The organism is Pengzhenrongella frigida (genome assembly GCF_004168625.1).
GTDB lineage: Bacteria > Actinomycetota > Actinomycetes > Actinomycetales > Cellulomonadaceae > Pengzhenrongella > Pengzhenrongella frigida.
Map to the genome: position 1 here is coordinate 112,361 of NZ_SDWW01000005.1, position 21,559 is coordinate 133,919.

Annotated in this window: 21 protein-coding genes; 12 read left to right on the plus strand and 9 right to left on the minus strand. The window is 73.9% G+C overall.

The window, feature by feature from the left end; genetic code table 11:
* Window positions 1-21: 21 nt before the first annotated feature.
* Window positions 22-255 carry an RNA-binding S4 domain-containing protein gene (locus tag EUA98_RS03310; protein WP_130101242.1) on the minus strand — a complete coding sequence of 78 codons (234 nt, stop codon included), beginning with the start codon at window positions 253-255 and terminating at the stop codon, window positions 22-24.
* A gap of 88 nt (window positions 256-343) precedes the next feature.
* Here EUA98_RS03310 and hisD point away from each other — a divergent pair, with 88 nt between their 5' ends.
* The 4 genes from hisD to EUA98_RS03330 all read left to right on the plus strand — a co-directional run bounded on the left by hisD (window position 344) and on the right by EUA98_RS03330 (window position 6,507).
* Window positions 344-1,666 carry a histidinol dehydrogenase gene (gene hisD, locus EUA98_RS03315; RefSeq protein WP_130101243.1) on the plus strand — a complete coding sequence of 441 codons (1,323 nt, stop codon included), beginning with the start codon at window positions 344-346 and terminating at the stop codon, window positions 1,664-1,666.
* 79 nt (window positions 1,667-1,745) lie between these two features.
* Window positions 1,746-2,768 carry a 3-oxoacyl-ACP synthase III gene (locus EUA98_RS03320; protein WP_130101244.1) on the plus strand — a complete coding sequence of 341 codons (1,023 nt, stop codon included), beginning with the start codon at window positions 1,746-1,748 and terminating at the stop codon, window positions 2,766-2,768.
* Complete coding sequence (locus tag EUA98_RS03325; RefSeq protein WP_242511242.1) at window positions 2,765-5,485, plus strand: alpha/beta fold hydrolase; 2,721 nt, start codon at window positions 2,765-2,767, stop codon at window positions 5,483-5,485. Before EUA98_RS03320 ends, EUA98_RS03325 begins: the two co-directional genes overlap by 4 nt.
* On the plus strand, window positions 5,482-6,507 hold the full coding sequence (locus EUA98_RS03330; RefSeq protein WP_434063472.1) for an NAD-dependent epimerase/dehydratase family protein: 1,026 nt from the start codon (window positions 5,482-5,484) through the stop codon (window positions 6,505-6,507). The genes EUA98_RS03325 and EUA98_RS03330 overlap by 4 nt, the downstream gene beginning before the upstream one ends.
* On the opposite strand, the gene EUA98_RS03335 is transcribed toward EUA98_RS03330, so the two are convergent.
* Both EUA98_RS03335 and EUA98_RS03340 read right to left on the minus strand, forming a co-directional pair.
* Window positions 6,508-8,706, minus strand: a complete 2,199-nt coding sequence (locus EUA98_RS03335) for a RecQ family ATP-dependent DNA helicase (RefSeq protein ID WP_130101246.1) — start codon at window positions 8,704-8,706, stop codon at window positions 6,508-6,510.
* Between the two features lie 31 nt (window positions 8,707-8,737).
* Window positions 8,738-9,763, minus strand: a complete 1,026-nt coding sequence (locus EUA98_RS03340) for a zinc-dependent alcohol dehydrogenase (protein ID WP_242511243.1) — start codon at window positions 9,761-9,763, stop codon at window positions 8,738-8,740.
* A 168-nt stretch (window positions 9,764-9,931) separates the two neighbouring features.
* On the opposite strand from EUA98_RS03340, the gene EUA98_RS03345 reads away from it, so the two are divergent.
* Genes EUA98_RS03345 through EUA98_RS03370 form a run of 6 tightly spaced genes read left to right on the plus strand, consistent with a single transcriptional unit; the run spans window position 9,932 to window position 14,355 of the window.
* A complete protein-coding gene (locus tag EUA98_RS03345; protein WP_242511244.1) occupies window positions 9,932-11,026 on the plus strand; it encodes a histidinol-phosphate transaminase in 1,095 nt (364 codons plus the stop codon).
* Window positions 11,027-11,049: 23 nt separating this feature from the next.
* Complete coding sequence (hisB, locus tag EUA98_RS03350) at window positions 11,050-11,679, plus strand: imidazoleglycerol-phosphate dehydratase HisB (RefSeq protein ID WP_130101270.1); 630 nt, start codon at window positions 11,050-11,052, stop codon at window positions 11,677-11,679.
* A complete protein-coding gene (locus EUA98_RS03355) occupies window positions 11,676-12,140 on the plus strand; it encodes a hypothetical protein (protein WP_130101247.1) in 465 nt (154 codons plus the stop codon). Before hisB ends, EUA98_RS03355 begins: the two co-directional genes overlap by 4 nt.
* Window positions 12,141-12,189: 49 nt before the next feature.
* Window positions 12,190-12,825, plus strand: a complete 636-nt coding sequence (gene hisH / locus EUA98_RS03360) for an imidazole glycerol phosphate synthase subunit HisH (RefSeq protein ID WP_130101271.1) — start codon at window positions 12,190-12,192, stop codon at window positions 12,823-12,825.
* A gap of 58 nt (window positions 12,826-12,883) precedes the next feature.
* Entirely contained in the window at window positions 12,884-13,624 is a 741-nt protein-coding gene (gene priA, locus EUA98_RS03365; protein ID WP_130101248.1) for a bifunctional 1-(5-phosphoribosyl)-5-((5-phosphoribosylamino)methylideneamino)imidazole-4-carboxamide isomerase/phosphoribosylanthranilate isomerase PriA, read from the plus strand.
* Window positions 13,621-14,355 carry an SseB family protein gene (locus EUA98_RS03370; RefSeq protein ID WP_130101249.1) on the plus strand — a complete coding sequence of 245 codons (735 nt, stop codon included), beginning with the start codon at window positions 13,621-13,623 and terminating at the stop codon, window positions 14,353-14,355. Before priA ends, EUA98_RS03370 begins: the two co-directional genes overlap by 4 nt.
* A 15-nt stretch (window positions 14,356-14,370) precedes the next feature.
* Here the strand turns inward: EUA98_RS03370 and EUA98_RS03375 are convergent, their stop codons facing one another.
* Genes EUA98_RS03375 through EUA98_RS03385 form a run of 3 tightly spaced genes read right to left on the minus strand, consistent with a single transcriptional unit; the run spans window position 14,371 to window position 16,345 of the window.
* Window positions 14,371-14,865, minus strand: coding sequence for a spore germination protein GerW family protein (locus EUA98_RS03375; protein ID WP_207218955.1), 495 nt, complete (start codon window positions 14,863-14,865; stop codon window positions 14,371-14,373).
* A 38-nt stretch (window positions 14,866-14,903) separates the two neighbouring features.
* Entirely contained in the window at window positions 14,904-15,641 is a 738-nt protein-coding gene (locus EUA98_RS03380; protein ID WP_130101250.1) for a S1 family peptidase, read from the minus strand.
* Window positions 15,638-16,345 (minus strand): keratin, encoded by a 708-nt coding sequence (locus EUA98_RS03385; RefSeq protein ID WP_242511245.1) that lies wholly within the window; start codon window positions 16,343-16,345, stop codon window positions 15,638-15,640. Before EUA98_RS03385 ends, EUA98_RS03380 begins: the two co-directional genes overlap by 4 nt.
* A gap of 47 nt (window positions 16,346-16,392) precedes the next feature.
* Between EUA98_RS03385 and EUA98_RS03390 the strand changes: the two genes are divergently transcribed.
* On the plus strand, window positions 16,393-17,625 hold the full coding sequence (locus tag EUA98_RS03390; protein WP_130101251.1) for an MFS transporter: 1,233 nt from the start codon (window positions 16,393-16,395) through the stop codon (window positions 17,623-17,625).
* A gap of 34 nt (window positions 17,626-17,659) precedes the next feature.
* Here the strand turns inward: EUA98_RS03390 and EUA98_RS03395 are convergent, their stop codons facing one another.
* From EUA98_RS03395 to EUA98_RS03405, 3 genes are all read right to left on the minus strand, one after another.
* A complete protein-coding gene (locus EUA98_RS03395; RefSeq protein WP_130101252.1) occupies window positions 17,660-18,043 on the minus strand; it encodes a DUF1844 domain-containing protein in 384 nt (127 codons plus the stop codon).
* A 95-nt stretch (window positions 18,044-18,138) separates the two neighbouring features.
* The gene (locus EUA98_RS03400; RefSeq protein ID WP_130101274.1) at window positions 18,139-19,584 is read right to left on the minus strand and encodes a catalase; all 1,446 of its coding nucleotides are present in this window, start codon (window positions 19,582-19,584) and stop codon (window positions 18,139-18,141) included.
* Between the two features lie 38 nt (window positions 19,585-19,622).
* Window positions 19,623-20,066, minus strand: coding sequence for a Fur family transcriptional regulator (locus tag EUA98_RS03405; protein WP_305038277.1), 444 nt, complete (start codon window positions 20,064-20,066; stop codon window positions 19,623-19,625).
* 258 nt (window positions 20,067-20,324) lie between these two features.
* Here EUA98_RS03405 and infC point away from each other — a divergent pair, with 258 nt between their 5' ends.
* Entirely contained in the window at window positions 20,325-21,524 is a 1,200-nt protein-coding gene (infC, locus tag EUA98_RS03410; RefSeq protein WP_242511247.1) for a translation initiation factor IF-3, read from the plus strand.
* Window positions 21,525-21,559 lie beyond the last annotated feature (35 nt).

Below are 21,559 nucleotides of genomic sequence, written 5' to 3' on the forward strand. Positions count from 1 at the left end.
CTAGGCGGGCCGGCCCCAGGGTCAGGCGACCGACGCGCGGGCCGACCCGGTCGGGGTGTCGAGCTGGACGATGTCGCCGCGGTGCAGCTGACGGCCCCGGCGCGCCTCGGCCTCGCCGTTGACCGTGACCTCGTTGTCCACCAGGAGCTCGCGCGCATGCGCGCCGGACTCGGCGAGCCCCGCCAGCTTGAGGAACTGGCCGAGCCGGATGATGTCGCCGGTGATCTGGACCGGGGTGATCGAAGCGTCGTTCATGGGTCCATCATCCCTCGCGCACCGACCTGTCCGTCCCTCGTCGGTCGCTCTCGACCGCCGTCGGCCGCTGTCGACCTAGAATTGCCCCGTGATTACCCGCCTCGACCTGCGTGGTCGCACCTTGTCCAACCGCGAGCTCGTCGCTGCCCTGCCGCGCGCCGCGGTGGACGTCGACGCGGCCACCCATCTGGTGACCCCGATCCTCGATGCCGTCCGGACGCAGGGCGCCGCTGCGCTGCGCGACCTCGCCGAACGGTTCGACGGGGTGCGGCCCGTCCACCTGCGGGTGCCGCCCGAGGCCCTCGCCGGGGTGCTGGCCGGGCTCGCGCCCGAGGTCCGCGCCGCTCTCGAGGAGGCCATCCGGCGGGTGCGCGCGGTGCACGTCGCCCAGCGACCCGCGGACTTCCGGGTCGAGCTCGCCCCGGGTGCGGTCGTCCGTCAGCGCTGGGTCGCCGTCGGTCGGGTCGGGCTGTACGTCCCGGGCGGGCTCGCGGTCTACCCGTCGTCGGTCGTGATGAACGTCGTCGCCGCCCAGGAGGCGGGGGTGCCGTCGCTCGCTGTCGCCTCACCGCCGCAGCGGGAGAACGGCGGCCTGCCGAACGCCACGGTGCTGGCCGCCTGCGCGCTGCTCGGGGTCGACGAGGTCTACGCCGTCGGCGGTGCTCAGGCGATCGCGATGTTCGCCTACGGCGCCGTCGGCTCGGAGCCGATCGACGGTGCGTGGCTGTGCGAGCCGGTCGACGTCATCACCGGCCCCGGGAACGTCTACGTCGCCGCCGCGAAGCGGCTGGTGCGCGGGATCGTCGGGATCGACTCCGAGGCGGGCCCGACCGAGATCGCGATCCTGGCCGACGCCGGCGCCGACCCGGTGCACGTCGCCGCGGACCTGGTCAGCCAGGCCGAGCACGACCCGATGGCCGCCGCGGTTCTCGTGACCGACTCCGTCGAGCTCGCGGGCGCGGTCGAGGCCAAGCTCAAGGACCGGGTCGAGGGCACGCGGCACGCCGCCCGGGTGCTGATCGCGCTGTCCGGTCCGCAGTCGGCGATCGTGCTCGTCGACGACCTCGAGCAGGGGCTCGCCGTCGTCGACGCCTACGGTGCGGAGCACCTGGAGATCCAGACCGTGGGCGCCGCCGCGCTCGCAGAGCGGGTCCGCAGCGCCGGCGCGATCTTCGTGGGTCCGTACTCGCCGGTGTCCCTCGGGGACTACATGGCCGGGTCCAACCACGTCCTGCCGACCGGCGGGTGCGCGCACTTCTCCAGCGGGCTCGGGGTGCACAGCTTCGTCAAGGCCGTCCAGGTGATCGAGTACGACTCCGCCGCGCTCGCCGAGGTCGCCGACCGGATCGTCGCGCTGGCGAACGCGGAGGACCTGCCCGCGCACGGCGAGGCCGTGCGGGCGCGGTTCTGAGCCGTGACCCGGCGCTGCACGTGACGTGGTGCGCCGTCGATGTGAGGATGGGGCCATTCCGAAGGGACAGGTGCACCACGTGAATGGGAACGCCACGATCCGGCACACGGGCACAGCCCTGCTCGCGATCACCGGGATGGAAGCGCCCGTCATCGTGCCGTCGACGGTGTTCGACGAGCAGCTCGCGTCGAGCCTCAAGCGGCTGCGACTGCCGCGGGGCCTGCTCCAGCGGGTGGCAGGGGTGCACGAGCGCCGGTGGTGGGACGCGGACACCTCGTTCGACGATGCCGCGATCGCTGCGGGCGCCAAGGCGCTCGCCGAGGCGGGGGTCGACGCCGGCGACGTGGGCCTTCTCATCAACACGTCGGTCACCCGTGCCCACCTCGAGCCGTCGGTCGCGTCGCGGGTGCACGACGGGCTGGGCCTGTCCTCCGCCGCGATGAACTTCGACCTCACCAACGCATGTCTCGGCTTCGTCAACGGGCTGACGCTCGCGGCCGGACTGATCGACTCCGGTGCGATCCGGTACGCCGTGATCGTCGACGGTGAGGACGCGCAGGGGACGCAGGAGGCCACCCTCGCGCGGCTGGGCGGGGCCGAGGCGACCCGGCAGGACTTCCTCGACGCGTTCGCCACCCTGACCCTCGGGTCGGGGGCGGCGGCCGCCGTGCTCGGCCCGGTCGCGGACCACCCGGGCGGTCACCGGCTGCTGGGCGGGGTCACGCGGGCCGCGACCCAGCACCACGACCTGTGCGTCGGCGGGATCGACGGGATGCGGACCGACCCGGCGGGTCTGCTCGCCGGTGGGCTCGAGCTCGTGACGGCGGCCTGGCGCGAGGCCACGACCGACTGGGACTGGGCGCACCTGGACCGCTACGTGATGCACCAGGTCTCGCGCGTCCACGTGGACGCGATCGTCGAGGCCCTCGGGATCGACCGGGCCCGGGTCCCCGTGACGTTCCCGATGTTCGGCAACGTCGGGCCCGCGTCCCTGCCGCTCACCCTGGCGGGCGAGGTCGACAGCCTCGCGACCGGCGACCGGGTGCTGTGCATGGGGGTGGGCTCGGGTCTCAACACCGCGATGCTCGAGATCGAGTGGTGACCGCGGCGGCGCTGCTTCCCCCGGCCGGCCTGCCCGGGCTCGACCCGGCGTGGTCGCGGCTCGTCGAGGTCCCTCGGGTGGACGGCCGTGGCGGGTCGGACACGTGGCACGTCCTGGACAACGCCGTCGACCTCGCGGCCGGCGACGAGACCGCCGGCACGCTGCTCTGCGTGCACGGCAACCCCACGTGGTCCTACCTCTGGCGGGATGTCGCCCGCGCGGCCTCGAAGCCGGCCGACGGCGGCCGCCCGTGGCGCGTCATCGCGGTCGACCAGCTGGGGATGGGCTTCTCGGAGCGCACCGGACGCACGCACCGGCTGCGCGACCGGGTGGTCGAGCTCGGGGCGCTCACGGACGCCCTCGGACTGACCGGTCCGGTCGTCACGGTCGGGCACGACTGGGGCGGTGCCGTGTCGCTCGGGTGGGCGGTGGAGCACCGTGCGCAGCTGGCGGGCGTGGTGCTGACCAACACGGCCGTGCACCAGGACCTCGGGGTGGCCGCACCGGCGCCGCTGCGGCTCGCGCTCACCGGTGGGGTGCTGCGCACCAGCACCGTCACGACGACGGCGTTCCTCGAGACCGCCCTCGCCCTCGCCCACCCCCCGCTCAGCGCGGCGGTCCGGGACGCCTACCGGGCGCCGTACCGCACACGCGCGCGCCGCGTCGCGATCGGCGACTTCGTGGCGGACATCCCGCTCGCCGCCGACCACCCGAGCCGGCCCGCCCTGGATGACCTGGCCGCTGCCGTGCGCACGCTGGACGTCCCGGCGTTCGTGGCGTGGGGACCGCGTGACCCGGTGTTCGTGGGCCGCTTCCTCGACGATGTGCTCGACCGGCTCCCGCAGGCGGACGTCCATCGCTTCGAGGGGGCGGGGCATCTCGTCGCGGAGGACGTCGACTTCGCCGGTGCACTGCTGACCTGGCTCACGGATCAAGAAGTCGACACCCCTGACCTCGACACCCCTGACCTCGATGCCCCTGAGCTCGAGGACGGCGTCACCCGCACGCCGTTCCGCCCGCTCGGAGCAGCCGTCGACGAGCGCGCCGACGACGACGGACCGGCGCTGGTCGAGCTGGCCCCGATCGGGGGCGGGGGGCCGCGCTCCATCTCGTGGGCCCTGCTCGCACGTCGCGTCGACGAGATCGCCCGGGGGATGGGCCTCGCCGGGGTCGGGCGAGGCGACCGTGTGTGCCTGCTCGTCCCCCCGGGCGCCGACCTCACGGCCGCGTTGTACGCCTGCCTGCGCATCGGGGCGGTGGTCGTGGTGGCCGACGCCGGGCTCGGGATCCGCGGCCTGTCGCGGGCGGTGCGTGGCGCGAGCCCCGACGTCGTCATCGGCGTGGAGCGCGCCCTGCTCGCCGCCCGCGCGCTGGGCTGGCCCGCGCGACGGTTCGGTGCCGGACCGATGTCCCGTGCCAGCCGCCGTCTCCTCGGCGTGGAGACGACCCTGGTCGAGCTCGCAGCCAGCGGGCGCACGCCGTTGGGCGGCGTGCCCGCCGCTCTACCGTCCGGCGGCGTGCCCGCCGCGATGCCGTTGGGCGGCGTGCCCGCCGCTCTGCCTCCCGCCCCCGGCCCGCACGACCCCGCCGCGGTCCTGTTCACGTCCGGATCGACCGGTCCGGCCAAGGGCGTGGCCTACACCCACGGTCAGCTCGCGGCGATGCGCGACGTGGTCGGGACGACGTACGGGATCGGGCCCGGCACCGCGTTCGTGGCCGGCTTCGCACCGTTCGCGCTGCTCGGCCCGGCGCTCGGCGCGACGTGCGCGTGCCCGGACATGGATGTCACCGCCCCCCGGACGCTGACAGCGGCCGCGCTCGCAGCCGCCGTCGCCGCGATCGACGCCGCCGTGGTGTTCGCCTCGCCCGCGGCGTTGACCGCGGTGGTCGCCAGCGCCGACGGTCTCGACGAGGAGGGCCGGCGGGCGCTCGCGGGCGTCGGGGTGTTCCTCTCGGCCGGGGCCCCCGTGCCGCCCGAGCTGCTCGCCGCGGCCGGCGCCCTCATGCCGGCGGCTGCGCCGCACACGCCGTACGGCATGACCGAGGCCCTGCTCGTCACCGACATCTCCCTCGACGAGATCCGGGCAGCCGCCGGCGGGGAGCCCGCCGTCCGCGGCGTGTGCGTGGGTCGGCCGGTGGAGGGGGTGCGGATCGCGATCAGCCCGCTCGACGACCGGGGCGCAGCCACCGGTGCGCTCACGGGCGCCCCCGGGGTGACCGGCGAGATCCTGATCCGGGGCGCGCACGTGATGGACCACTACGACCGCCTCTGGCTGACCCAGCGGGCGTCCGCGCGCGACGTCGGCTGGCACCGCACCGGCGACGTCGGCCAGTTCGACGACGCCGATCGGCTCTGGGTCGAGGGTCGTCTGCGGCACGTGATCACGACGGCCGAGGGCGTGCTGACGCCGGTCCGCTTCGAACGGCTCGCCGAGGGCGTCGCCGGGGTGGGTCGGGCGGCCGCCGTCGGGGTGGGACCCGCGGGCGTGCAGCAGGTCGTGCTCGTCGTCGAGACCGTCCCGGCGACGCGGCGTCCCGGGCTGGCGACGACCGAGCTGACCGCCCGGGTGCGTGCCTCGATCGACCGTCCGGTCGCCGCGGTGTTCGCCGTGCCCCGGCTGCCCACCGACGTCCGGCACAACTCCAAGGTGCAGCGCACCCGGATCGGGATCTGGGCTGGTCGGGCGCTCGCCGGCGGGCGGCTGGGCGCGCCGTGACCAGCCCCGTGACCAGCGCCGTCACCAGCGCCGGGTCCGGGGCCGCGACCGGGCAGCGGGTGCTGGTCACGGGGGCGAGCGGGATGCTCGGGCGAGCCGTCGCCGTCCGGCTGCAGCGCGACGGCCACGCCGTCCGGACGTTCCAGCGCCGACCCGCCGGGGTGGACGGCGCCGACGAGGTGCGTGGCTCGGTGACCGACGCGAACGCCGTGGCGCGGGCGGTGCACGGCTGCGACGCCGTCGTCCATCTCGCCGCCAAGGTCTCGTTCACCGGTCGGGAGGAGGAGTTCCGGGCGGTCAACGTGACCGGCACCCGGACGATGCTCGCGGCCGCGCGCGCCGCCGGGGCACGAAGGTTCGTGATGGTGTCCTCGCCGTCGGTGGCGCACGTCGGCACCTCGATCGTCGGCGCGGGCGCGGGTCCGGCGGACCCCGTCCGGGCGCGCGGCCACTACGCCCGCACCAAGGCCATGGCTGAGCTCGCCGCGCTGGCCGCCGACTCGCCCGAGCTGCGCGTGCTCGCCGTGCGCCCGCACATCGTGTGGGGTCCGGGGGACACCCAGCTCGTCGAACGGATCGTGAACCGCGCCCGATCCGGGCGGTTGCCGATCCTGGGGTCGGGGGCCGCCCTGATCGACTCGACCTACGTGGACAACGCCGCCGACGCGATCGCGGCTGCGCTGGTCGCCGACAACGCCGCCTACGGGGCGTCCTACGTGGTCACGAACGGTGAGCCCCGCCCGGTCCGGGACCTGCTCGCGGGCATCTGCGCCGCGGCGGGCGTACCCGCTCCCGGTTGGTCGGTGCCGTCGCCCCTCGCCCGCGCGGTCGGTGGCGTGATCGAAGCGATGTGGATCCGCCCCGGGTGGGGCGAGCCGCCCATGACCCGGTTCCTCGCGGAGCAGCTGTCGACCGCCCACTGGTTCGACCAGCGGCGGACCCGGACCTCGCTCGGCTGGGCGCCCGCGGTCACGCTCGACGCCGGGCTGGCCCTCCTGGCCGCGAGCTACCCCCGGCGCTAGCTAGCCGATCCCGAGCACGAACGGGTACACCGCGCTCGCGCCCGCACGGCGCAGCAGGCGGGCGGCCACGGTGAGCGTCCAGCCGGAGTCGGTCCGGTCGTCGATCAGCAGGACCGCACGCCCGGCCAGCCCGCCGGTCGCCTCCGGGGACAGCTCGAGCTCCAGCCGGCGGGCGACCCCGGCCAGCCGCTGCGCGGAGTTCACGTCGTGCCGACCCGCGCCGAGGCCGGCGACCGGCTGGACGTGACCGAGCACCGGGACACCGAGCCGGCGGGCCACCCCCGCGGCGAGGTGCTCGACCAGCGTCGGCCGTCCGGCCGAGGTGACGATGACGACGCCGGCGGGAGCCGGGTCGAGCTGCCAGGCCTCGAGGACCTCGAGCACCGGGCGGCGGAGCGCGACCGGCAGTCCGTCGTCGGCGACCGAGGGCGCGAACAGGTCGCGCAGCTGCCCGCCCCAGCCGATGCCGTCGAGGCGCGCGACCGCCCGTCCGGTCTCGGCCCGCTCACCGGCCGCGATCCGACCGGACAGCTCGACCCCGAGGCCGGTCATCCCCGCCGGCCACTGCCGCCGCGGTTCGACCTCGACGCCGGGGACGGAGAGCCGTTCGCGCGCCGCGGTGACCTCCGTCTCGTCGGGGGCCGCGTCGGTGGGGGCGCCGCCGCACACGTCGCAGCGGCCGCACCGCCAGCCGGGCTCGAGGTCGGGGTCGTCCAGGGAGGCGCGCAGGAACGCCATCCGGCACTCGTCGCCGCGCACGTAGTCGACCATGGCCTGCTGCTCGGAGCGCCGGGTCGCGGCGACCCGCTCGTACCGGTCGCCGTCGTAGTCCCACTCCTGCCCGGTGGAGGTCCAGCCGCCGCGCACCCGCCGGACGACGCCGTCGACGTCGAGCACCTTGAGCATCAGCTCCAGACGGTTGCGGCGCAGCGAGACGCGCGTCTCGAGGGCAGCGGTCGACAGCGTGCCCGAGCCTTCGAGCGCGGCCAGGGTGGCACGCACGTCCGCCTCGGCCGGGAAGGCCATCGAGGCGAAGTAGTCCCAGATCGCGCGGTCCTCCCGGGCAGGCAGCAGCACGACCTCCGCCTGCTCGGTCGCACGGCCCGCCCGGCCGACCTGCTGGTAGTACGCGATCGGCGAGGCGGGTGCGCCGAGGTGGATGACGAACGCGAGGTCGCCCTTGTCGAAGCCCATCCCGAGGGCGGAGGTCGCGGCGAGCGCCTTGACCCGGTTCGCGAGCAGGTCCTGCTCCGCCACCTCCCGTTCGGCGGTGTCGGTCTGGCCGGTGTACGCGCGGACCTGGAGCCCGGTGCCCCGGAGGTACTCGGCCACCTGCTGGGCGGCCGCGACGGTCAGGCAGTAGATGATCCCGGAGCCCTCGATCCGGGGCAAGTTGTGCGCGAGCCAGGCGAGCTGCGCGGCAGTGCTCGGGAGCTGGCGCACGGACAGGTGCAGGCTCTCGCGGTCGAGGGACCCGCGCAGCACGAGCACGTCCGCGAGACTCTCGCCGGACCCGGACCCCGTGCCAGCCCCGGTCACCGCCAGCTGCTCCGCCACGTCGTCGGTCACGCGGGCGTTCGCCGTCGCCGTGGTGGCCAGCACCGGGATGCCGGTGGGCAGCTCGGCCAGGAGGGTGCGGATGCGCCGGTAGTCCGGCCGGAAGTCGTGGCCCCAGTCGGAGATGCAGTGCGCCTCGTCGACGACCACGAGGCCCGCCGTCGCGGCGAGCCGGGGGAGGACCTCTTCACGGAAGCCGGGGTTGTTCAGCCGCTCGGGGGACACGAGCAGCACGTCGACCTCGCCCGCCGCGATGCGCTCCTGCACGGCCGACCAGTCCTGGACGTTGGACGAGTTGATCGTCTCGGCGCGGATGCCGGCCCGCTGAGCGGCGTCCACCTGGTTGCGCATGAGCGCGAGCAGCGGCGAGATGATCACGGTCGGACCCGCGCCGGCCGCGCGCAGCAGCGCGGTGGCCACGAAGTAGACCGCCGACTTGCCCCACCCGGTGCGCTGCACCACCAGGGCCCGGCGCCGGTCCGCGACGAGGGCCTCGATCGCGGTCCACTGGTCGGTGCGCAGCACCGCGTCGTCGCGCCCGACGAGGGCGACCAGGGCCGCCTGGGCCTGGGCGCGCAGGGCCTCGCGGTCGACGGGCTCGGCGGGGGGCAGGTGCGCCGCGGTGGTCTGCGAGAGGGGCATGCGTCGATGGTAGGCAGACCCACCCCCACGCTCAGGCCGTCGGGTCCAGTGCGACGCTGCCGTCGATCAGCCCACCGGCGAGCTCGGCGAGCACGGCGTCGACGTCGCTCATCGGACGCAGGGTGACGCTCGGGTCCACGGCCCGGGTCGCGTACAGCTCGAGGGCCTCGGCCAGGTCGAGCCGGTTCCCCACCATCGTGCCCCGCACGGTCAGGCCGCGCCGGACGGTGTCGACGATGTCGAGCGGGAAGCTCCCGGGCGGCAGGCCGACCAGGGCCATGGTGCCGCCGGGGCGGAGCATGGCGATCGAGTTCGTGAAGGCCTGGGCGGTGGTCGCGGTGATGATCGCGGCGTGCGCCCCCCCGACCTGGGTCGTCAGCTCGATTCCCGGGTCCTGCGTGAGCGAGTTCACGGTCAGCTCCGCGCCGTGCTTGCGCGCCAGGGCGAGCTTCGACTCGTCCACGTCGACGGCGGCCACGCGCAGCCCCATGGCCCGTGCGTACTGCACCGCGAGGTGTCCGACCCCGCCGATCCCGGAGATGACGACCCACTGGCCCGTGCGGACCCCGGTCGTCTTGAGCGCCTTGTAGGCAGTCACCCCGCTGCACAGGATCGCGCAGACCGCGACCGGGTCGGAGCCCGCCGGGATGTGCGCCGCGTAGCGGGTGTCGAGGAGCATGTACTCCGCGAAGCTGCCGTCCACGGAGTAGCCCGCGTTCTCCTGCGCCGGGCACAGGGGTTCGTCGCCGGAGAGGCAGGCGGGGCACCTCCCGCACGCGCTGGCCAGCCAGGTGCCGCCCAGGCGGTCACCGATCCGGGTGCCGGTGACGTCGGTCCCGACGGCCACGACCGACCCGTGCCCGGCGTGACCGGGGATGATCGGCAGCGTGGCGGGCGGACGCCAATCGCCTCGGAGGGTGTGCAGGTCGGTGTGGCAGACACCGGTGTACTCGACCTTGACGAGAGCCTGGTGCGGTCCCGGGCTGGGGACCGGCACCTGCTCGATCGACAGTGCCCGCCCGAACGATCGCACGATGGCGGCTCGCATGGTGTCCATCGTTGCCTCCTGGGGCACAGGGTCCGGCGGATGGCCTGCTCTGGGCTCAACGCTAGGTCGCACCGACCGCCCGTGCCCGGGACGAAGGGCCCCGGTTTCGCCCGCTGAGGTGCGGCCATATCCGACCGGAGTGGGGCAGTGCAGGAAGTCCTCCGTACAATCCCACCCGTGCCCCTTCCCCTGCGCCCCGAGCTCGAGGGCCTTCTTCCGTACGGCGCGCCTCAGCTCGACGTGCCCGTGCGACTGAACGTCAACGAGAACCCCTACCCGCTGGCCGACGACGTCGTGGCCGACATCGCCGCCGACGTCGCCGTGGCGGCGCGCGACCTGAACCGCTATCCGGACCGTGACTTCCTCGCCCTGCGCGAGGACCTCGCCGCCTACCTGGCCGGCGAGGCCGGCGTCCGGCTCGCCCCCGAGCAGCTCTGGGCCGCGAACGGTTCCAACGAGGTGATGCTCCACCTGCTGCAGGCCTTCGGCGGCCCGGGCCGTACCGCGCTGTCCTTCGCGCCGACGTACTCGATGTACCCCGAGTACGCCCGCGACACCTCCACGGCCTGGGTCGCCGGCCGACGCGAGGCGGACTTCACCCTGGACCCCACGGTCGCGGCCGCCGCGATCGCCGCGCACGCGCCGTCGGTCGTGCTGCTCGCGAGCCCGAACAACCCCACCGGCACGATGCTGCCGGTCGAGACCATCAAGGCGGTGCTGGCCGCCGCGGCGCTCGTGCCGGGTGGCTGCGTCGTCGTCGTCGACGAGGCCTACGGGGAGTTCCGCCGCGCGGGGGTGCCGTCCGCGCTCGAGCTGCTCGCTCAGTACCCGCAGCTCGCCGTCAGCCGCACGATGTCCAAGGCGTTCGGCCTGGCCGGCGCTCGCGTCGGCTATCTCGCCGCGTCGAGCGAGCTGATCGACGCGCTGCGGGTGGTCCGGCTGCCGTACCACCTGTCCGGCGTGACCCAGGCGGTGGCCCGCGCCGCGCTCCGGCACGCGCCCGCGCTGATGGCGCAGGTCGGCTCGCTGCGCGACGAGCGGGACGCGTGCGTGGCGTGGCTGCGCGAGCGTGGTCTGACGGTGGCGGACACGGACGCGAACTTCGTGCTGTTCGGCACGTTCGACGACCGGCACGCGATCTGGCAGGGTCTGCTCGATGCAGGGGTGCTGATCCGCGAGGTCGGCCCCGACGGATGGCTGCGGGTGTCGATCGGTACCCCGGACGAGATGACGGCGTTCAAGGACGCCCTGGTGGAGGTGGCCCAGCTGTGAGTGACGTGCTGAGTGACGACGCTGTGAACGAGGCGAACGAGCCCGGTGCGGCGCGCGCGCGGACGGCGCGGATCGAACGGTCCACGTCCGAGTCGAGCGTGCTCGTCGAGATCGACCTCGACGGCCGGGGGCGCACGGACATCTCGACGTCCGTGCCGTTCTACGACCACATGCTCACCGCGCTCGGCAAGCACTCGCTGATCGACCTGACGGTGCGCGCCACGGGGGACACCCACATCGACGTGCACCACACGGTCGAGGACGTCGCGATCGCGCTGGGTGAGGCGCTGCGGGTCGCGCTCGGCGACAAGGCCGGGATCGCACGCTTCGGCGATGCGACCGTGCCCCTCGACGAGGCGCTCGCACAGGCCGTCGTCGACGTGTCCGGCCGGCCGTACCTCGTGCACACGGGCGAGCCCGCCGGTCAGGAGTACCACCTCATCGGGGGGCACTTCACGGGATCGCTGACGCGGCACGTCTTCGAGTCCATCGCGCACCACGCGGGGATCTGCCTGCACGTGCGGGTGCTCGCCGGTCGCGACCCGCACCACATCGTGGAGGCGCAGTTCAAGGCGCTGGCCCGGGCGTTGCGGGCCGCTGTCGAGCCCGATTCTCGGGTCGACGGCATCCCCTCGACGAAGGGCGCACTGTGAGCGTGCCCGACGACGCGTCGTCCCTGCTGGGGGAGGTCGCCTTCGCCCTCGTGCTCACGCCGGTCGCCGGCGCCGAGGCGCTGGCCGCGACCTGCGCGATCGCGAAGATCGCCGCCGACGTCGTGCCGTCGCCCGTGGGCGCGCTCGCGGTGTGCCGCGTGACGTCGAGCGACGCGCCCGCGGCCGCCGCCGGTGCGTTGTCCCGCCTGTTGCGCGGGGTGCCGCTCGTGCTGATCGAGCGCCGCGAGGGGCAGCTCTCCGCCTCGCGCTGGCTCGACGGGGACCGGGGCGACGACCTCGCGCCGGGCCTCGTCCTCAACGACGCCCCGGAGGTGCTCGAGGACCTGGTGCTCGGGTCGACCACCCCGGCGGAGCTCGACGGGGTCGTCTCGAGCGTGGGCATGTCCCGCCTGAAGGCGATGCGCGTGCTGGCCGCGGCCGCCCGCGCCGCGCGTCAGTGAGCTCCTCGATCCGCCGAGGGTTCGTCCAGCCCGTAAACTCGCCCGCGTGATCAGAGCCCCTCATGTCGTCGTGCTCGACTACGGCTTCGGCAACGTCCGCTCCGCCGTCCGCGCGCTCGAGCGGGTGGGGGCGCAGGTCGTCCTGACGGCCGACCCGGAGGTGGCCGCGGCAGCCGATGGCCTCGTGGTCCCCGGGGTCGGCGCGTTCGCCGCGGTGATGCAGGGGCTGGCGCAGGTCCGCGGTGGGCAGATCATCGGCCGGCGGCTCGCGGGCGGTCGTCCCGTGCTCGGCATCTGCGTGGGCATGCAGGTCATGTTCGAGGCCGGCGATGAGCACGGCGTGCGGACCGACGGCCTGGGCGAGTGGCCCGGGCTGGTGGACCGGCTCGAGGCGGACGTCGTGCCGCACATGGGGTGGGCCACGGTCGAACCCCCGGCCGACTCGGTGCTGTTCGCCGGAGTCGCCGACGAGCGGTTCTACTTCGTGCACTCGTACGCCGCGCGTACGTTCCCCCCGCTCGGCGATGCGCTCTTCACCCCGCCGCGGGTGACGTGGGCCGATCACGGCGGTCGGTTCGTCGCCGCGGTGGAGAACGGCCCGCTCGCGGCGACGCAGTTCCATCCGGAGAAGTCCGGCGACGCCGGCTCGGCGCTGCTGGCGAACTGGGTCCGCTCGCTGACCTGAGCGCGTGCCCCCCTTGAACACCGCAACTGCCGCTGAACACCGCTACCGCGAGGACACCATGACCGACCGCCTGGAACTCCTGCCCGCCGTCGATGTCGCGGACGGGCAGGCCGTCCGCCTCGTGCAGGGCGAGGCCGGCTCCGAGACCTCGTACGGCGACCCGCTGACCGCCGCGCTGGACTGGCAGGCAGGTGGGGCCGAATGGGTGCACCTCGTCGATCTCGACGCCGCATTCGGGCGGGGCACGAACGCACCGGCCCTCGCCGAGGTCGCCGGGGCGCTCGCGGCCCTCGGGGTGAAGGTCGAGATGTCCGGCGGGATCCGCGACGACGCCTCGCTCGAGCGTGCCCTGGCCGCCGGTGCGGCCCGGGTCAACCTCGGCACGGCGGCCCTCGAGGACCCGGACTGGACCGCACGCGTGATCGCCCGGCACGGCGACGCGATCGCGGTCGGGCTGGACGTGCGCGGCACCACACTGGCGGCCCGTGGCTGGACGAAGGAGGGCGGCGACCTCTGGGAGGTGCTCGCGCGCCTGGACGACGTCGGCTGCGCCCGCTACGTCGTGACGGACGTGACCAAGGACGGCACCCTGCGGGGACCGAACATCGAGCTGCTGCGCGAGGTGTGCGCCCGGACGCAGGCGCCCGTCGTGGCGTCCGGGGGCATCTCGAGCCTCGCGGACCTGGTCGCGCTCCGCGAGCTCGTCCCGGCCGGCCTCGAGGGCGCGATCGTCGGCAAGGCGCTGTACGCGGGGGCCTTCACCCTGCCCCAGGCCCTGGACGTCGCGGGACGTCCGTGACTCGACGCCGTGAGCTGCCGCCGTCGTCGCCCTTCGCGGGGGACGACGGATCGGCGGACCCGGGTCTCACCGCGGCCCTCGAAGCTCTCGCTGCAGGGCGCGGCGCGCTGTCCGACGTCGTGGCCGCCCTCGCGCTCACCCGGGTCCTGATCCCGGTGCTCGCCGAGCCCGAGGTGGCCGACGTCGTCGTGCACGCGGGCACCGCGCACACGGTCGACAAGGAGGCCTCGGCCGGGATCGTCGCCCTGCGGGCACCCGACGGACGCACGGCGCTGCCGGCGTTCTCCTCGGTCGCGTCGATGGCGGCGTGGCGGGCGGAGGCCCGACCGGTACCGACCGACGTGGCCCGCGCGGCGCTGTCGGCGGTGGCGCAGGGGTGGGAGGTCCTCGTCCTGGACCCCGGCGGTCCGGTCACGGTCCTGGTGCCGCGGCCCGCGGTCTGGGCGCTCGCTCAGCAGGTCCCGTGGGAGCCCGCGGTCGCAGCCGGGGTGGTCGACGACGCCGTCGGCGCGGCCGTGCGTGCCGCCGTCACGGGCGTGCCGCACGTCGTGCGCGGCGACGTCGAGCCAGGGCGCCGGGCGGAGATCGCCGTCGTCCTGGCGCTGGAGCCGGGCCTCGACCGCGCCGGGCTCGACGACGTGCTCGCGCGGGTCAACGCGGCCCTCGCCGCCGACCCGACCGTCGCCGCCCGGGTCGACTCGCTCGAGCTGCGGCTCACGACCGTCGGGTGACGGCGAAGGTCGTGCTCAGCGGAAGCGCCGCCGCAGCACCCACGCGAGCGAGAGCGACACCACGATCGCGACGGCCTGACCGCCGAGGATCGCGCGGTTGAGGTCCAGCGCCGGACGCCAGTGCACCCCGGCGTCGTCGACGACGTAGACCCCGAGCGGGCGGACCATGGCGCCGAACCCGCCCCCGCCGCCGGACCCTTCACTCTCGCCATGGGGAGCGGCTGCGACCTCCGCGGTGCTCTCGCCCCGCTTGCCCCGGCCAGGGACGCCGCTGCCGCCGGCGCTCCCGACGCCGGACCCGCTCCCGGTGCCACCCACGACCTTCGCCACCGGGACGAGCCAGGTCCCGTCGTGCTCGTACGCCGTGCCGAACACCCGGCCGACACTGAGCGTGTCGCTCGCCGCGCGTGTCATCGCCACCGGGTCGAACGGAGTGATCTTCGCGGCCAGGCTGCCCCTGGACGGGCTCTTCTCGGACGCGGTGCTCTCGAACTCAGTGCTCTCTGCCATGACGACCTCCCGGCTTCACACGGCTGCCGGCCCTCGGATCAGCCGCTGCACGTCGGCGAGGGCGTGAACGCGCTCTCGTCGGCAAGCATCTCTCGGAGCGTACCGACGGGAACGATGAAGCTCATGTCGTCGGCGTTCTTCGCGTAGACGACTCCGATGACCCGGCCCTGCGTGTCGAGCACGGCGGACCCCGAGCTTCCCGGCTCGACCGGCGCGTCGGTGACGAGCACCTCACCGAGGTTCTCGTTCAGGGGGTCGGTGGTCGCGCCCATCACCCGACCGCTGGTCACCGTCAGCTGGCCGCCCTGGGGATAGCCGACGACGGTCACGGCGTCTCCCGGCTGCGGGTCTGCTTCGGCCAGCTCGGGGAAGGCCGGCAGCTCGTCGACCGTGCGGACGATCGCCAGGTCGGCCAGCGCGGCCGTGCTCGCCGCCGTCGCCGCGATGTCCCGGCCGTCGTACGTGCTCAGCTGCAGATCGGCCGAGTCGGCCACCACATGCCGGTTGGTGATGAGGGTCGTGGCGTCGAGGGCGAACCCCGAGCCGGTCGACAACGAGTTGCACCCGACGTTCCGGATCCGCACGGCCATCCGCTGCGCGACGTCGAAGCCGTCGGGGGAGAGGTTGCCGGTCGCGGTGGGTGCGGGACCGGGCACGGACGAGGGCACGAGATCGGTGGGCACCGGGCCGGGCTGCGGCGGCAGGATGCCACAGCCGGCGGCAGCGAGCACCGCGACCGCGGCCGCGGCGAGCCGGCCACCGCGAACGGGTGTCACTTCGACAGCTCGTCCTGCAGCGACTCGTTGGCGTCCGTCGCGGACGCGCACAGCCCGCCGACCTGGGACTCGAACGTCGCCAGGTCCGCCGGGTCGTAGGCGGCGGCGTCCTTGAGGTAGGCGATCAGCTGGCCCTGCCCCTTGATGCAGCTGTCGAGCGCGGAAGCGACCGTCCCGGCGGCCACGCTGACGCGCTGCTGGTAGTCGACGAGCTGGCGCTGGGCCTCGCGGTCGTCGCCGATCTGGGCCTTCTCGTCGGCCAGGGCGGTGATGCGGGCCTGGGCCGTGGCGAGCTGGGCGCGGACGCCGTCCAGCTCGGCGATGGCACCCTCGAGCTCGGTCCGGGTGGTCGCGAGCTCGGTCCCGATCGCGCGCGCCTCCTCCTCCGTCGAGGCCGCGAGCTCGCGGTACCCCTCGGTCGTCGTCCAGAGGTATCCGGCCACGGCCAGCGCCGCGACGAGCGCGGTGGACACGAGGGCCAGGGCCCACGCGCGCCGTCGCGGGCGCGACGGCGGGGGCGGGTCGATCACCATGTCGTCGGCGACGTACGGTCGGGCCCCGACCTCGGCCTTCCGGTCGGGCGCACCTGGCTGCGGCGGACGGAAATCCGCGTACAGGGGGGTGTCCCCGGCGGCCGGGGCGGGAGTCCAGCTGCTCAGGGGGGTGCCGTGGCCGGGCTCGGTCGCGTGGGGGTCGATCGTCACAGCGCCAGAATAGGACCTCTCCGCCGCGGCTCTGGGATGATCGCCCCATGTCACTTGCCCTGTACGGGCGCCTTCTCGGGCGCCCCGGCGTGCTGCGCCTGGTGCTGGTGGCGCTCGTCGCACGCGTGCCCAACGCCTCCCTCGGCGTGATCGTGACGCTGCACGTCGTCGGCCCGCTCGGCAAGGGCTACGGGCAGGCGGGCATCGTGGCGGCCGCAGCCACCCTCGGGATGGCGATCGGCGCGCCGTGGCGCGGGCGGCTGGTCGACCGGCTGGGCCTGCGACGCGCGCTGGCGCCCTCGGTCCTCATCGAGGCGGCCGTCTGGACCGCGGCGCCGTTCCTCAGCTTCGAGGCGCTGGTCGGCGCGGCGGCCGTCGCGGGACTGTTCATGGTGCCGGTCTTCTCGGTGGTGCGGCAGTCTCTTGCCGTGCTCGTACCCGTGGAGGAGCAGCGGACCGCGTTCGCGCTCGACTCGGTCTGCACCGAGCTCACATTCATGCTCGCGCCCGCCCTCGCCGTGCTCATCGCCACCACGTGGTCGACGACGGCGGCGCTCGTCTCGGTCGGGATCGCGACCGTCGGTGCGGGCGGGCTGCTGATGTGGTTCGACCCGCCGACGAGCAGCGCGGCCGTGCTCGCGCGCTCCGCGGCATCGGGCGAGGCGGTCGACGCCGCGCCGCCTACCGGCCGAGCCTTCAGCCCCGCGCTCCTCGTCGTCCTGCTGGCGGCCGCCGCTGCCTCGCTGGTCCTCAACGGGACCGACGTCAGCATCATCGCGGCGCTCGTGGAGTGGGACCAGGCGTCGTCGGCCGGGTGGATGGTCGCGCTCTGGGCCGGCGGCTCCCTCGTCGGCGGGCTCGTCTACGGCGCCGGCCGGCGCTCCATCCATCCGCTCGTGCTCGTGCTCGCGCTCGCCCTGCTCACGATCCCGGCCGCGTTCGCCGATACCCCGCTGCTCCTGGCTCTCGCGGTCGTGCTCGCGGGGATCCCGTGCGCACCGGCACTGTCGGCGATCACCGCGATGCTCGTGCGGATCGTCCCGGAGCACCGCCGCGGCGAGGTGATGGGCTGGAACGGGTCCGCGATGACGGTCGGGGCCGCGCTCGGTGCGCCGCTGTGCGGTGCGCTCATCGACCGATACGGGGCGGGTGCAGGATTCCTCGCCGCCGGCCTGATCGGCACGGTGGTGGCGGCGGCGGGACTCGTCGCGCTGCGGATGTTCCGTACCCGCGCCCGCCGGGCTGCCGCCGGCGACCGCCCGGCCGTCGTCGTCGGCTGATCGGCATCGACCCGAGGTCGGCCGCCGGACGAGGTCAGCTGACGTAGCCGGTGAACGTCTCGCCCGGGCCCTCACCCGGTGCGTCCGGGAACGGGGAGGCCTCGCGGAAGGCGAGCTGGAGCGAGCGGAGCCCGTCGCGCAACGACCGCGCGTGCTGGTTGCCGAGGTCGGGCGCCGACGCGGTGACGAGCGCTGCGAGTGCGGTGATGAGCTTGCGTGCCTCGTCCAGGTCCAGGTAGTCCGACCCAGGGTGCTGCTCGGTCGCCTCGCTCAGCCCGCACTTCACGGCCGCCGCGCTCATGAGGTGCACGGCTGCGGTCGTGATGATCTCGACGGCTGACACGTCCGCGATGTCGCGGGTGGCGGAGTCGACGTCGGGACCGGGCTGAGCCTCGTGGGCTGACTGGTGGGCTGACATGCCATGGATCCTCTCACCCGTACGCACGGCAGGGCCCCGCACCGGTCGGTGCGTGGCCCTGCGGTGGTCGTGCTGTGCTGCCGTGCGCGCAGCGGTCAGGCCACCGCGGCGCGCAGCTTGGCGCCGAGGTCGGCGTCCACGCTCGTCCAGTACCCGAAGAACCGCTCGCGGATCTCGGGGATCGTGATCGAGGACCCCTGCCCGGTGAGGGTTGCCACGAAGCGTGCCTTGGCGGCGTCATCGAACACGTCGCGGTAGAGCGTGCCGGCCTGCCCGAAGTCGCTGTCCTGCGAGTGCAGGGTGGCCGCGGACCGGACCAGCGCGCCGTCGTTCTCCCAGCTGCCCTCGCCCGCGGCGGCGGCGCTCGCGACCGGCCCGCCGAACGAGTTCGGTGCGTAGACCGGCGCCGAGGACGGCTTGAAGGTGTGCCGCGCGGCGCCGTCCTGCGAGTAGGTGTGCACCGGCGCAGCATGCGGCGCGTTCACCGGGATGTCGGCGTAGTTGGTGCCGACCCGGTACCGCTGGGCGTCCGGGTAGGAGAAGACCCGCGCCATGAGCATCTTGTCCGGGCTGATGTCGATGCCGGGCACGGTGTTCGCGGGGGAGAACGCGGCCTGCTCGATCTCGGCGAAGAAGTTCTCCGGGTTGCGGTTGAGGGTGTGCGTCCCGACCTTGATCAACGGGTAGTCGGCGTGCGGCCACACCTTGGTGAGGTCGAACGGGTTGAACCGGTAGGCCTTGGCCTCGTCGTACGCCATCACCTGGACGTAGACGTCCCAGGACGGGAAGTCGCCGGCCGCGATGGCGGTGTGCAGGTCGCGCCGGTAGTGGTCGGCGTCGGCCCCCGCGATCACCTCGGCCTCGTCACCGGTCAGCTCCACGTTGCCCTGGTTGGAGCGGAAGTGGTACTTGACCCAGAACTTCTCGCCGGCGGCGTTGATCCACTGGTAGGTGTGCGAGCCGAAGCCGGGCATCTCGCGCCACGAGCGGGGCAGGCCGCGGTCACCCATGAGGTAGGTCACCTGGTGCGCCGACTCGGGCGACAGCGTCCAGAAGTCCCACTGCATGTCGGGGTTGCGCAGTCCCGAGCCCGGCAGCCGCTTCTGGGAGTGGATGAAGTCCGGGAACTTGATCCCGTCCCGGATGAAGAACACCGGCGTGTTGTTGCCGACGATGTCGTAGTTGCCCTCGGTCGTATAGAACTTCACCGAGAAGCCGCGCACGTCCCGCCAGGTGTCGGGGGAGCCCTGCTCGCCGGCGACGCTGGAGAACCGCTGCAGGGTCTCGGTGGTCGCGCCGGGCTGGAAGACGGCCGCGCGGGTGTACGCCGACACGTCCTCCGTGACGACGAACTCCCCGAACGCGCCGCCACCCTTGGCGTGCACGACCCGCTCCGGGATGCGTTCGCGGCTGAACTGGGCCAGCTTCTCGACGAGGTAGCGGTCGTGGAGCGCGGCGACGCCGTCGGCGCCGACGGTGAGGGAGTGCTCGTCACTGGCGATCGGGCTACCGGTCTGGCTCGTGGTGTTCGCGGACGTCATGGAGTGGTTCTCCTCGAGGTGGGGATGGGGGCGAAAGCTCATGGTTGGCCGACGTCGTCGGCAGGACGTGCGGGGAGCGCCTGGCAGGTGGGGCACAGTCCCCAGTAGGTGACCTCGGCCGTCTCGATCGTGAAGCCGTTGGTGGTGCTCGGTTCGAGGCACGGGGCCGAGCCGAGGGCGCAGTCGACGTCCTCGAGCACCCCGCAGGCCCGGCACACGACGTGGTGATGGTTGTCACCGACCCGGCGCTCGTACCGCGCCGGATGGCCGGCCGGCTCGATCCGCCGGACGAGGCCGACGTCGGTCAGGGTCCGGAGCACGTCGTAGACGGCCTGCACCGAGACCGACGGGAGCGAACCGCGGACCTCGGCGATCAGCCCCAGCGTGTCGGAGTGCGGCAGCCGGGCGACCGCGTCCAGGACGGCAATCCGGGGCCCGGTCACCCGTAGCCCGTGGTCACGCAAGACGCCGGAATTGATCACACCAAGCACCCTGTCATGCTTTCTGGAATCGTTCAAGTAACGCTCGACGGCGGTGTGACCCCGGCTTCGGCGGGCGGTGCAGCGGCGCGCCGCGCGGGTGGTAACCTTGGCGCTGACCAATCGGGGAATCGGACTCGCACTCGTGCGAGCGACGTTCTCCGGTGCACAAGTGGAGCCAATCCCACCCGCGTACCGACTGTCCGTCTAGGCGACAGGTGCCGGGTTAGGTCCGAGAGAGTGCGCGGCGGGTGACCGCTCGTGAACTCTTCGCCGTGGCGCGAGCTGTTCGCACCGCGCCGACGGACTCCCGGCCTCCACCTGTGCTCATCGGTGGGGGCCTTCCTCATGGGTGGTGGCACAACCGCGAGCACGAGGAGCACCCACATCACCGAGGCCCGAATCAACGATCGGATCCGCGTTCCCGAGGTCCGTCTCGTCGGCCCCAACGGGGAGCAGGTCGGCATCGTTCGTGTCGAGGACGCTCTGCGTCTGGCGCAGGAGGCTGACCTCGACCTCGTCGAGGTCGCCCCCGACGCACGCCCGCCCGTCTGCAAGCTCATGGACTTCGGCAAGTTCAAGTACGAAGCCGATATGAAGGCGCGCGAGGCCCGTCGGAACCAGACGAACACGGTCCTCAAGGAGATCCGCTTCCGCCTGAAGATCGACCCGCACGACTACGGCACCAAGAAGGGCCACGTCGAGCGGTTCCTCAAGGCCGGCGACAAGGTCAAGGTCATGATCATGTTCCGTGGCCGCGAGCAGTCGCGCCCGGAGATGGGCATCCGGCTGCTGACGCGGCTGGCCGACGACGTCGCCGAGCTCGGCTTCGTGGAGAGCTCGCCCAAGCAGGACGGGCGCAACATGATCATGGTGCTCGGCCCGACCAAGAAGAAGGCCGACCAGAAGCAGGAGCTGCGTCGCGCAGCCAAGGGTGCCGAGACGGCACGCGAGGCTCAGGCGCCCTCAGCCCCGGCACAGTCGGCTCCGGCTGCTCCGGTGGCCGCACCTGCTGCCACTGTTGCCGCACCGGTTGCGCCGGTTGCTCCGGTGGCTCCGGTCGCGACGCCGGTCGCTGCACCCGTTCCGGTCAAGGCTGCCCCGGTTGCCCCGGCACCGGTCGAGCCCGTCGCCGCCCCGGCGCCGGTCAAGGCTCCGGCCGCGCCCGCTGCTCCGGCGGTCAAGGCTCCGGCCGCTCCGGCTGCGGCTGCGCCCGTCGCCACACCGGCAGAGGCTGCCAAGCCTGCTGCCGCACCCAAGCCCGTCGCGGCACCGAAGCCCGCCGCGACACCTCGGCCGACCGCTGTTCCGCGGCCGACGCCCACTCCGAGGCCTGCTCCGAAGCCGGTGGCTGCGAAGCCGTCTGCTGCGAAGCCGGCCGCTGCGAAGCCGGCGGCTGCAAAGCCGTCGACGACGAAGCCAGTGGAACCTCAGCCCCCGGCAGCGGGGGGATCGGCCTGAACCACAGCACTTGACCCGACTGAGCGGACGCCCCA

What these genes read in the sequence shown, in the direction of transcription:
- EUA98_RS03310 (WP_130101242.1), bottom strand. Translation starts at nt 255, where the DNA reads ATGAACGACGCTTCGATCACCCCGGTCCAGATCACCGGCGACATCATC.
- EUA98_RS03400 (WP_130101274.1), bottom strand. Translation starts at nt 19,584, where the DNA reads ATGACGTCCGCGAACACCACGAGCCAGACCGGTAGCCCGATCGCCAGT.
- EUA98_RS03395 (WP_130101252.1), bottom strand. Translation starts at nt 18,043, where the DNA reads ATGTCAGCCCACCAGTCAGCCCACGAGGCTCAGCCCGGTCCCGACGTC.
- EUA98_RS03390 (WP_130101251.1), top strand. Translation starts at nt 16,393, where the DNA reads ATGTCACTTGCCCTGTACGGGCGCCTTCTCGGGCGCCCCGGCGTGCTG.
- priA (WP_130101248.1), top strand. Translation starts at nt 12,884, where the DNA reads ATGACCGACCGCCTGGAACTCCTGCCCGCCGTCGATGTCGCGGACGGG.
- EUA98_RS03375 (WP_207218955.1), bottom strand. Translation starts at nt 14,865, where the DNA reads ATGGCAGAGAGCACTGAGTTCGAGAGCACCGCGTCCGAGAAGAGCCCG.
- EUA98_RS03335 (WP_130101246.1), bottom strand. Translation starts at nt 8,706, where the DNA reads ATGCCCCTCTCGCAGACCACCGCGGCGCACCTGCCCCCCGCCGAGCCC.
- EUA98_RS03340 (WP_242511243.1), bottom strand. Translation starts at nt 9,763, where the DNA reads ATGGACACCATGCGAGCCGCCATCGTGCGATCGTTCGGGCGGGCACTG.